This window comes from Acinetobacter sp. GFQ9D191M (genome assembly GCF_011174875.1).
In the GTDB taxonomy this organism is placed as follows: Bacteria; Pseudomonadota; Gammaproteobacteria; order Pseudomonadales; family Moraxellaceae; genus Acinetobacter.
The window spans coordinates 1-10,387 of sequence record NZ_JAALGV010000009.1 but is presented as its reverse complement, the minus strand read 5'-3'; the positions used below and the strand labels follow the sequence as shown (position 1 = coordinate 10,387).

The 10,387-nt window shown below is 40.9% G+C and carries 9 protein-coding genes and 1 rRNA gene; 1 reads left to right on the top strand and 9 read right to left on the bottom strand.

What is annotated here, in order from left to right:
- Positions 1-72 precede the first annotated feature (72 nt).
- Complete coding sequence (locus G5T77_RS01415) at positions 73-1,140, bottom strand: DUF6160 family protein (RefSeq protein WP_166139568.1); 1,068 nt, start codon at positions 1,138-1,140, stop codon at positions 73-75.
- Positions 1,141-1,401: 261 nt separating this feature from the next.
- Between G5T77_RS01415 and G5T77_RS01410 the strand changes: the two genes are divergently transcribed.
- Positions 1,402-2,733, top strand: coding sequence for an anthranilate synthase component I family protein (locus G5T77_RS01410; RefSeq protein ID WP_166139570.1), 1,332 nt, complete (start codon positions 1,402-1,404; stop codon positions 2,731-2,733).
- 132 nt (positions 2,734-2,865) lie between these two features.
- On the opposite strand, the gene hisC is transcribed toward G5T77_RS01410, so the two are convergent.
- The 8 genes from hisC to rrf form a co-directional block, all read right to left on the bottom strand.
- A complete protein-coding gene (hisC, locus tag G5T77_RS01405; protein ID WP_166139572.1) occupies positions 2,866-3,957 on the bottom strand; it encodes a histidinol-phosphate transaminase in 1,092 nt (363 codons plus the stop codon).
- Positions 3,958-4,075: 118 nt separating this feature from the next.
- Positions 4,076-5,377, bottom strand: coding sequence for a histidinol dehydrogenase (gene hisD / locus G5T77_RS01400; RefSeq protein ID WP_166139574.1), 1,302 nt, complete (start codon positions 5,375-5,377; stop codon positions 4,076-4,078).
- 187 nt (positions 5,378-5,564) lie between these two features.
- On the bottom strand, positions 5,565-6,266 hold the full coding sequence (hisG, locus tag G5T77_RS01395; RefSeq protein ID WP_166139577.1) for an ATP phosphoribosyltransferase: 702 nt from the start codon (positions 6,264-6,266) through the stop codon (positions 5,565-5,567).
- Positions 6,266-7,522 (bottom strand): UDP-N-acetylglucosamine 1-carboxyvinyltransferase, encoded by a 1,257-nt coding sequence (murA, locus tag G5T77_RS01390; protein WP_159124271.1) that lies wholly within the window; start codon positions 7,520-7,522, stop codon positions 6,266-6,268. The genes hisG and murA overlap by 1 nt, the downstream gene beginning before the upstream one ends.
- A 7-nt stretch (positions 7,523-7,529) precedes the next feature.
- The gene (ibaG, locus tag G5T77_RS01385) at positions 7,530-7,781 is read right to left on the bottom strand and encodes a BolA family iron metabolism protein IbaG (RefSeq protein WP_004783413.1); all 252 of its coding nucleotides are present in this window, start codon (positions 7,779-7,781) and stop codon (positions 7,530-7,532) included.
- A 135-nt stretch (positions 7,782-7,916) separates the two neighbouring features.
- Complete coding sequence (raiA, locus tag G5T77_RS01380; RefSeq protein ID WP_004783414.1) at positions 7,917-8,249, bottom strand: ribosome-associated translation inhibitor RaiA; 333 nt, start codon at positions 8,247-8,249, stop codon at positions 7,917-7,919.
- Positions 8,250-8,434: 185 nt separating this feature from the next.
- On the bottom strand, positions 8,435-9,880 hold the full coding sequence (locus G5T77_RS01375; RefSeq protein WP_166139579.1) for an RNA polymerase factor sigma-54: 1,446 nt from the start codon (positions 9,878-9,880) through the stop codon (positions 8,435-8,437).
- A 269-nt stretch (positions 9,881-10,149) separates the two neighbouring features.
- Positions 10,150-10,264, bottom strand: a 5S ribosomal RNA gene (rrf, locus tag G5T77_RS01370).
- Positions 10,265-10,387 lie beyond the last annotated feature (123 nt).

Sequence of the window (10,387 nt, the reverse complement as noted above, 5' to 3'; positions counted from 1 at the left end):
ACTTATTTCAGGACGGGACATTGTAGTCATAAAAAAAAGCGCGTGTAAACACGCGCTTTTTTAAGGTAAAAATTAGTGACCAGAAATGGTAATAATTGCACCTTTTGCATATTGGCCAGGTGCCGGGCTAAAGTAAGTTTGCAGACCTTGAATTTCCATATCACCAATTGATGCTGCATTTTGGCTACCTAGGTGAATACCTTTCACATAGTTATCATGTGCACCACTTGTACTCATAATACGAATGAAACCATCGTTTGCACTTGATTCGCCAAATACACTGATGCTTTGGTTCAATGTCAAATCTTTAGTACCAGCATCGGTTAACTTGATGCTTTCAATGAAGATTTCACCTGGGCCTGAAGTGGTTACACCGTCAGCAACTTGTCCACCAGTCGTTGAATTATCAAGAATACCCAAATCTGTAATTGTTAAGCCGCCAGTCATTGTTGCATTCAGTTTAATCATTGCACCCTGTGGAGCAGCACCTAATTGAATATTGGCAGACATTGGACCTGTTTTAAGTGATAGGCCAGATAAAATCGCATTTTCCTTACCAGCACCACCACGGCGAATACTAGTAGCTGAAGCTAAACCATTTTCATAATCTGTAAGAGATGAAGCTGATCCTACAACCCCAATTTCACCGATGTTGATATCTAAGCCAGATACTTCTGCTGCAATGTTGATGAATGGATTACCAGCACCAGCATCTGAGTCAATGGTTAAATCTGCAAGGTTACGTGAAGCTAGTAAATACGCACCATTGTCATCGTAGTTTGCACCAATCACGATACCATTAGCTGTTGTTCTTCCTTTACCATTTGCTTTGATATAGATCGCACCTGCTTCACCAGTACCACCCACAATACCCTTAGCAGCCTCTCCAGGGCGAAGAACAACTCCATCATTATTATAAATTTCAATAACACCCGCTGTTGCAGTAGAATCTTCAGCTAAACCATCATTATCATGGATAAATAGTTTTTCAATTTCAATTTTTGAAATACCGATACCGATTTTCAAACCGTCCTGACCTGTAGTCGCGCTTAGAGATGCATCGTCCAGTGATTGCATCGCCATTGCGTTTGCACTAAAAGCAACTGAAGCAGCTAAAGCCAATTTTGTGAATTTTTTCATTGTTTACTCTCCCAAGAGTACTATTTTTTTTGGTTGTGAATCACTCAGTGCCGACGTTGTGTTTTTTATTTTCTGACAACGCAAAGCATCTTTCCTTGAGTAATTTTGCTCGCCCACTTAAATTAACGTCGAGTCATATTTTGATCAACTGTTGTTGGTCGCAATATTGAGCTTACCGACAAACGGTATTTGATGATTTAGAAATATTTTTTCCTATTCTTGATATAAAATACCGGGTCATATCGGAATATGCGCTACTGAATGAACGAAGCTCCTTACCATTGTCCTTTAAGTTTTGCATCTCTTCAGCTTAAAGATCTATTGCATGCATTAAGCCCCTTAGATCACCTGATATATTTAAATAATAATGGGCAGCCTTTTATTGCCTGCTGTGCACAGAAATATTTTATGGTGCAAGATGGACAACCTCAGTCATTTAAGAGAGTGGATATCGAACAATATCAGGCTAATATAGCTAAACTCATCTTAGAGCTTGAGCAAACTCCAGATATTCAAGCGAATGAATTTTCTGGGGGTTATGTTGGGTTTATTGGCTATGATTACGCTGCTCAACAGCACATCCAATACCCGGAGCGAGCTCAACCTGGCTTATTTATCGGTCAATTTGATTCTTATATCAAGTTCGAAGCTGATCAATGGGTATTTTATAGTCATGATCCGCAAGCAGCAGATATTTTCAATCATCTTCAAAATCTATTAAATCAAGCCTCCATAGCGCCTAAGTTTCAATTAAAAACCCTTTGCAGCCCACGTTGGGACAAATCTCGCTATGCACAGGCATTCCAGGATATTCAGGATTATATTCTAGCCGGTGATTGTTACCAGATTAACTTGACCCAGGAATTTACAGCACTGGCTGAAGGTTCATTATTAGAAACTGCACATGCTTTCTGGACATTAACCAATGCGCCATATGCGGGCTATCTTCGTATTGGTGATTTTGAATTATTGAGCTGTTCACCTGAACTGTTTATTGATTTTGAAGCACATCGAAAAATTGTCACCAAACCGATTAAAGGTACCATGCCACGTTTTGCCGATCCGGTGCTTGATGAACAATCCAAACAACGCTTAAAAGACTCAAAGAAGGATCAGGCTGAAAATGTCATGATTGTAGATTTACTACGCAATGACCTCAGTGTTTATGCAGAAACAGGTTCAGTCAAGACACCTAAGTTATTCAATATTGAGTCATTTAACCAAGTACATCATATGGTCAGCGAAGTCGAAGCGACCTTAAAAGAAGGTGTACATCCTTTTGAGGTATTGCTGTATGCACTTCCAGGTGGATCAATTACCGGTGCACCAAAGATTCGCGCCATGCAAATTATTGAAGAGTTAGAAGGTGCTCCACGTGGAGCGTATTGTGGTTCATTAGGTTATTTTAATTTTGATGGAACAGGAAGCTGGAATATTCTGATTCGCTCGATTCAGAAATATCAAGATGAGGTTTCACTTTGGGCTGGTGGCGGAATTACGATTTCTTCTGACTGTGATGCGGAATATCAGGAATGTTTTGATAAGGTTGATGCCATGCTGGATTTACTCAATACCTGGTATAAACCTAAATAAATAAAAAAGCGACTCGGTTGAGCCGCTTTTTTATAAATCTCCCCTAACCCCTCTTTGTAAAAGAGGGGATTCTCTCTCTTTAAAAAGAAAAAGGTTCCCTCCTTTATCAAAGGAGGGTTAGGGTGGATTTAATTAAGCTAAAATATCATTCTTCAATGTATCCACTAAACGCTGATTTTGCTCATCTGTACCAATGGTAATACGTAAAAATTGATTGATACGAGGTTTATTAAAGTAACGTACGATAATGCCGCGTTCCCGTAATTCAGCTGCTAACTCACCTGCATCTTTTGATGGTAGTGAAGCAAAAATAAAGTTCGCACTTGATGGCAAGACTTTGAAACCGAGCTCATTCAACTGATTAACCAGTTTTTCACGACTGGCAATCACTTTAGCATTTTGTGCTTCAAAGTATTCCTGATCTTCGAATGAAGCCACTGCAGCCGCAATCGCAAAACGATCCATTGGATAAGAGTTAAAGCTGTTTTTTACCGCTTCAAGCGCCGCAATCAGATGAGGTTGAGCAATCGCGAAACCAACACGTAGGCCTGCTAAAGAGCGGGATTTTGAAGTCGTTTGGCATACGACTAGATTCTCGTATTTATCAATCAAACTCACTGCTGATTCAGCACCAAAATCTACATAGGCTTCATCAATGACTACTACTGAATCTGGATTCGCTTGCAGGATTTCTTCAATGCCAGACAAACCAAGTGCAATACTGGTTGGCGCATTCGGATTGGTGATGATAATGCCGCCATTTGGCTGTTTATAATCATCTACCACAATTTCAAAATTTTCATTCAGTGGCAAGATTTTGGTTTTGACACCAAAGAACTGGCTATAAACCGGATAGAAACTATAGGTAATATCTGGATAAAGCAGTGGCTGTTCCTGAATAAAAAAGGCTTTAAAGATATGTGCTAGAACTTCATCAGAACCGTTACCGACAAAGACATTTTCAGCAGCCACATTTTGTTGTTTAGCTATGGCATGTTTCAATTCAGATGCATCGGGATCTGGATAAAGGCGTAAAACATCTGCGCCATTGGCTAAAACTTTTTGCACCGCTTCCACGACTTTCGGTGATGGTGGATACGGATTTTCATTGGTATTTAATTTTAAAAGGTTTTGAATTTTGGGCTGTTCACCTGGAACGTAAGGCTCTAGCTCACGGACTTCAGGGCTCCAAAAACGCATTTGCTCTATGGTGATATTCGACATTTTCTATTCTCAAATTCCCTCTCCTTTTAGGAGAGGGTTAGGGAGAGGTCAAATAATTCCCCTTACCTAACCTCTCCCGAAGGGAAAGAAATATCTTTTATTTAATATAAGTATTTAATTACTGATAACGGTAGCGTGCTGAACGGGCATGCGCATCCAGATTTTCCTGCTGTGCCAGAACATCTGCAGTTTTCGCAAGGGTTTTCACACCATCTTCAGAACACATAATCAGGCTTGAACGTTTCTGGAAATCATACACACCCAGTGGTGATGAGAAACGTGCTGTACCCGATGTCGGTAATACATGGTTTGGACCTGCACAATAGTCACCAATCGCTTCAGGCGTATAACGTCCCATGAAGATCGCACCGGCATGGCGAATCTCTTCAGCCATTTCTTGAGCTTCATCCAAACACAGCATTAAATGTTCAGGTGCTACTTGGTTAATCAGCTCAATACCTTCAGCACGATCTTTCACAAGCACTAATGCACCACGATTGGCAATTGAAGTGCGGGCAATTTCTGCTTTTGGTAGAGCTAGCAAATGCTCTTCAATTGCTTGTTCTACTTCATTGAGAAGCTGTTCATCAGGCGTAATAAATACAGCTTGAGCAACAGTGTCATGCTCAGCTTGAGATAACAAATCCATCGCTAACCATTTGGCATTGTTCTGCCCTTCTGCATAGACCAGAATTTCTGAAGGACCAGCAATCATGTCGATACCGACCTGACCAAATACTGCACGTTTTGCCGCAGCCACAAAACGGTTACCTGGACCAGTGATTTTATCGACACGTGGAATGGTTTCTGTACCATAGGCCAATGCAGCAACCGCTTGTGCGCCACCAATGGTAAATACACGGTGTACGCCAGCCAGATAGGCAGCAGCCAAGACCAATGGATTCAGTTCACCATTTGGAGCAGGCACCACCATAACAATTTCGCCCACACCTGCCACATGTGCAGGAACAGCATTCATTAACACTGAAGATGGATATGAAGCCAAGCCACCTGGAACATAGATCCCTACGCGATCCAAAGGCGTCACTTTCTGACCCAAGGTATTACCTAGAGCGTCAACATACGTCCAACCATCCTGTTTTTGTGCCTGATGGAATTCACGAATACGGTTTGCAGCCAATTCTAAAGCTTCACGCACTTCAGTTGTTAAGCCTTCGAAAGCTGCTTTAAGTTGCTCTTGAGTCAGTTCTAAATCTGAAAATTGATGCGCTGGATGTCGATCGAACTGCTGAGTCAATTTAAGAACATGAGCATCACCATGCTGACGTACGTCAGCAATAATTTGGTCTACAGTTTTTAAAAGTTCAGGATCATTCACGGTTTCAAAAGCCAACAAGTCAGCAAACGCCTGCTTGAAGTTTTGATCTTGTGTCGATAAACGTCGCATCAATTTACCCATAAGGTTTGAATTCGAAGGCTTTAGTTTACCTGTTTTCAAAGACTTTGTCGGTAGCTAGAACAGACTTGTGCTATGAGTTTTATTGGAAATAGCTTTTGATAAAATTGATGAAAGCATTGAGCTTCTTACATTTATAATCAGCAATAAAAAACCGCCCAAAGTGGGCGGTCTTTGATCAAGCTTAAATTTAAGCTTTTTTCGCCTGTTCGCGTGCTTCCACTGCTTGCTCAAGCTGGGCAAGAATTGGATTCAGCAATGCTTGCTTACGTTTAAAGCTGGCTTTGTTCACAATCAGACGTGAAGAGACTTTGCAGATTTCTTCAAGTGGCTCAAGACCATTGGCACGCAGTGTATTGCCTGTATCGACCACGTCAACAATGTAATCACCTAAACCCACCAATGGTGCAAGTTCCATCGAACCGTAAAGCTTGATCACATCAACCTGCTCACCGAGGCTCGCGTAGTATTGACGGGTCAGATTCACGTATTTAGTCGCAATTTTTAAACGACCTTTCGGACGCTCCATGCCGACTTTACCTGCTGTCATCAATTTGCAGTTGGCAATTTTAAGATCTAATGGTTCATAGACATTTTGCGCACCATGTTCCATCAACACATCTTTACCTGCCACACCGATATCTGCTGCACCATTTTCAACATAAGTCGGCACATCAGAAGCACGTAAAATCAGGATACGCACCTGTTTATGCGTGGTTGGAAAAATCAGCTTACGTGATTTATCCGGATCTTCCAGCAGGTTAATCCCTGCTGTTTCAAGCAGAGGTAAAGTTTCTTTTAAGATACGGCCCTTGCTTAATGCTAACGTTAAACCATGATCAAAATTGCCCATTGCGTCAAAGTTTGGATCATCGTTTCTCATATCACTCATTAACTTACTCGCTTAATTTGGGCACCTAAACCTTGTAACTTCGCTTCAACATCTTCATAACCGCGGTCAATATGATAAATACGGTCAATCAATGTTTCTCCTTCGGCTGCAAGTGCTGCAAGAACTAAAGAGAATGAAGCACGTAAATCTGTTGCCATCACAGGCGCTGCAGAAAGTTTTTCTACACCTGTTACGACAGCATCATTACCTTCGACCTGAATATTGGCTCCCATACGAGCCAATTCAGGAACATGCATAAAACGGTTTTCAAAAATCGTTTCAGAAATTGTGGCAAATCCACGGCCAATGGCATTGACTGCCATTAACTGGGCTTGCATATCTGTTGGGAAATCTGGATGTGGCAAGGTACGGAAGCTCACTGCTTTCGGACGTTTACCCATCATATCCAGTTCAATCCAGTCATCACCACGAGTGACTTCTGCGCCCATTTCCTCAAACTTATCCAGTACAGCTTCCATTAAAGCCGGATCTGTATGCGTGGTTTTAACACGTCCACCAGTAATGGCTGCAGCAGCCAAGTAAGAACCGGTTTCAATACGGTCGGCAACCACTGCATATTCACAGCCATGCAGGCTTTCTACACCGGTTACCACTAGCGTATCGGTATCCAGACCTTCAATCTTCGCACCCATCTTGATCAGCATTTGGGCAAGATCGGTAATTTCAGGTTCACGAGCCGCATTACGAATCGTAGTCACACCATCCGCCAATACTGCAGCCATCAGAATATTTTCAGTACCACCCACAGTCACCATATCAAAGACAACTTCACCGCCTTTCAGACGACCATCGACTTTAGCATGGACATAGCCGGCCTCAACCTCAATCTCGGCACCTAAAGCTTCTAGTGCTTTCAAATGCTGATCGACTGGACGAGAACCAATCGCACATCCACCTGGCAGGGATACTTTTGCACTACCGTAGCGCGCCAATAGAGGACCAAGCACCAAAATAGAAGCACGCATGGTCTTTACGAGTTCATAAGGTGCAAACTGGTTATCCAAGGTAGAGGTATCTGCAATAACTGTATCGCCTTCATAGCTAATTGTGATCCCAAGACCCGCAATCAGCTTTACCAAGGTATTTACATCTTTTAGATTTGGAACATTTTTAAGTGTGATTGGCGTATCAGCAAGAATCATTGCTGCTAATAATGGAAGCGCTGCATTTTTTGCACCAGAAATACGCACTTCACCGTCGAGCTTAATACCGCCCTGAATTAAGAATTTATCCATTAATTGATTAAGCTCCAAATAAGCTTGCTTTACGCCATTCTTCTTTGGTCAATGCACGAATGGTCACAGCATGCACTGCACCACTGGCAATATGGGAATTGAGAGGAGCATAAACAGCTTGTTGACGTGCAACCGGACGTTTACCTTCAAACTGATCATCCACAATACGGAGATCGAATTTTCCGCCCTGACCACTCACAGCAACATCCGCCTCAGGAAAAGCGGCTTTTAAAATTTCAGCGAGCTGTTCATTATTCATCACAAGACCTCTTATAGGACTAAGGGTGTAAAACGAGTCATTTTACTATAAATGTAAAAAATAATTCATTAGTCACATACATTATATATATAAAAAAAGAGGCTTTTAAAAACCTCTTTTTCCCCATTTGGTCGCTTAAATGGCTAAACTCTGATGATTCAGCTGCATTTCGCGATATCGGTCAATCTGTTTTTTTAATTTTTCCGTCAAAATTTTAATCGAGGTATACATGTCATCAGCATTGGCATGGGCAAAAAACTCAATACCCGGTAAACGGACAATCGCTTCTGCGATATGGTTACTGCTGCCTCTTTTTGAGCGCTTATCAATCTGATGATCTTTGGAAAGCTTAACCTGCATGCTGTTCACCTGATCCAGATGTTTGGTCATCTGTGAAAATTTCGTTTTTATAGTTTCTTCAATCGCTGGCGTAATTGATAAATGATGTCCACGAATTGTTATTTGCATAGTTCTATCCCTCACCTTCTTTAGGATCAGAAGAGTCACAGTTAAAAATGAAAAGAATACAATAACTTGCTCAAGCAAAATCGTGATTTAAAGCATTTATTCAGATCATTTTTACCATGCCTCAAAAGAAAAAAAGATTCATTACGATGTCATAATGAATCTCTAGAATAATCAAATTTCAAAAACTAGATCAAGACTTTTCGCTCAGAAGAGGAAGGAATATGTAACGATTCACGATATTTCGCGACCGTGCGTCGTGCCACATCAATCCCCTCTTCTTTCAAAAGATTGGCAATTGCATTGTCCGATAAAGGCTTACGTGCATTTTCTTCAGCAATCATTTTCTTAATTTTGGCACGGATTGCAGTAGATGAAGCCTCACCACCTGAAGTCGTTCCCACATGACTCGAGAAGAAGTATTTCAGTTCAAATAAACCACGTGGGGTCAGCATATATTTGTTAGTCGTTACACGAGATACGGTTGATTCATGTAGTTCCACTTCTTCAGCAATATCACGTAAAACCAGAGGCTTCATACCTTCAGGGCCAATTTCTAAAAAACTTTTCTGATGTTCAACAATACAGGTGGCTACTTTCAATAAAGTTTTATGACGTTCATCAATGCTTTTAATAAAGTTTTTTGCTTCCAGCATCTGATTACGAAGATATTGATTATCTTCGCTTTGATCAGCACGACGAATCATATTGGTATAAAAAGAATTTAGTCTCAACTTTGGCATCACATCAGGATTCAACGTCACCTGCCAGCAGTCATTCTTTTTCATTACCACAACATCCGGGATCTGATAATCAGATTCCTTACTTTCAAACTCCAGTCCAGGATATGGTTTAAGAGTTTTCAGCAAATCAACTGCACAGCGTAATTGTTCCTGATTTAAGCCAGTTTGCTTAATGAGTTTTGGTAATTCATTGGTGATCAGCAGCTCATAATGTTGCAGCAATTTAACCGCATCATTACGACAAGGGGTATTAACTGGCAGGCTATCCAGCTGAATCAATAAACACTCAGCTAGATTTCTGGAACCTACTCCAATCGGATCAAGACGCTGAATATGCTTAAGAACAACGAGTACTTCATCCTCTTCGATTTCTTCCTCATAATCCATGGAAGATAAAAGATGCTGTACTGATGCAGTAATTTCAGAAATTTCTGCATCCAGAAAACCCTTTTCATCTAGGGAATCAATAATGCAGTAGGCAATGAGCTGATCAATGCGAGAAAAGTGTAGCAGATTAATCTGCTCGAGCATATATTCTTGTAAGCTTTGCTGGCTTTGACGATTGTCTTCGCGCTCTTCAAACTCTGCTGCACCTAGACTGGTCGGTTGATGAGTATAGACATCATCCCAGTCGGTATCTACAGGGAGATCGTCCGGAAGATGGTCTGCATTGAGCTCATTGGTTAAATCCTTTTGACTCGTATCAACAGTAGAAAGACTTTCAACACTGATTTGCTCTTCAACTTTTTCTAACAAAGGATTACTATCAAGTTGTAGCTGGATTTCTTGCTCTAGTTCCAGACTGGATAATTGTAATAAGCGGATTGCTTGTTGTAACTGTGGAGTTAATGACAGCGAGTTGGCAATTCGTAATCCCACTGATAATTTCATATGACCCCCTAATAAAAATCTCGTTTTATAAGCAATTTTCATGCCGTTTTAACTTTTATAACATAGTTTGATAAAAAAACACACAAAACCATAATGATTTCATGAACTGTAACGTCATTTTTATATAATTTTTTAAGCATTATTAATCACTTATTTTTATTAAACAGTATTCAACTGATTTGTAAATTAATATAATTTGGCTTAATTTTCTTAAATTCTATGCATAAAAAAAAGCCCCCTGCTTGAGCAGAGGGCTTTTTGGAATAATGAGCTGGCGATGACTTACTCTCACATGGGAGACCCCACACTACCATCAGCGCTAAGAGGTTTCACTTCTGAGTTCGGGAAGGGATCAGGTGGTTCACTCTTGCTATGGTCGCCAGCACAACTGGTATGCTTACTTGCTATGGTCTTATCTACGTTGCTTGTGCTTCGTTTGCCTAGCTTTCTTCAAATAGAATGCATTAACAGATGTATCTGAGTCGTAGTAGTTTGTTCGATTAGCTT